Here is an 825-nt window from a genome sequence, read left to right as displayed (position 1 = left end):
ACACCGACCACCGCCGCCTCGGCGACTTTCGGGTGCGCGACCATCGCGCTTTCGATCTCGGCGGTGCCCATGCGGTGGCCGGAGACGTTGAGCACGTCGTCCACGCGCCCGGTGATCCAGTAATAGCCATCGGCATCGCGACGGGCGCCGTCACCGGTGAAGTACATGCCGCGGAAGGTCTTGAAGTAGGTGTCGACGAAGCGGTCATGGTCGCCAAACAGCGTACGCGCCTGGCCCGGCCACGAATCGAGAATCACCAGGTTGCCCTCGGCCTCGCCTTCGATGATGTTGCCCAGGTTGTCCACCAGGGCCGGCACCACGCCGAAGAACGGACGCGCCGCCGAGCCCGGCTTGAGGGCATGGGCGCCCGGCAGCGGGCTCATCATGTTGCCGCCGGTTTCGGTCTGCCACCAGGTGTCGACGATCGGGCAACGGGACTTGCCGACGTTCTTGTAGTACCAGTCCCAGGCTTCCGGGTTGATCGGCTCGCCCACCGAACCGAGCAGGCGCAGGCTGCTGCCATCGGCGCCCTCAACCGCGGCGGTGCCCGAGGCCATCATGGCGCGGATCGCGGTCGGTGCGGTGTAAAGGATGTTGACCTTGTGTTTGTCGACGATCTTCGCCACCCGGGTGATGTCCGGGTAGTTCGGCACGCCTTCGAACAGCAGGGTGGTCGCGCCGTTGGCCAGCGGGCCGTAGACGATGTAGCTGTGGCCGGTGACCCAGCCGACGTCGGCGGTGCACCAGTAGATCTCGCCCGGGCGGTAGTCGAACACGCGCTCGTGGGTCATGGCCGCGTACAACAGGTAGCCGCCGGTGGTGTGC

At 66.8% G+C, this 825-nt stretch carries 1 protein-coding gene; it reads right to left on the bottom strand.

What is annotated here, in order from left to right; translation table 11 throughout:
* Positions 1-825: AMP-binding protein (locus tag PMI26_RS21825; RefSeq protein ID WP_007972290.1), on the bottom strand; the 825-nt coding region annotated here is incomplete at both ends.

Origin of the sequence: Pseudomonas sp. GM33 (genome assembly GCF_000282295.1) — a bacterium.
Classification (GTDB): domain Bacteria; phylum Pseudomonadota; class Gammaproteobacteria; order Pseudomonadales; family Pseudomonadaceae; genus Aquipseudomonas; species Aquipseudomonas laurylsulfatiphila.
Note: the sequence above shows the minus strand (reverse complement) of the source record. Positions and strands in the feature narration are given on the sequence as shown.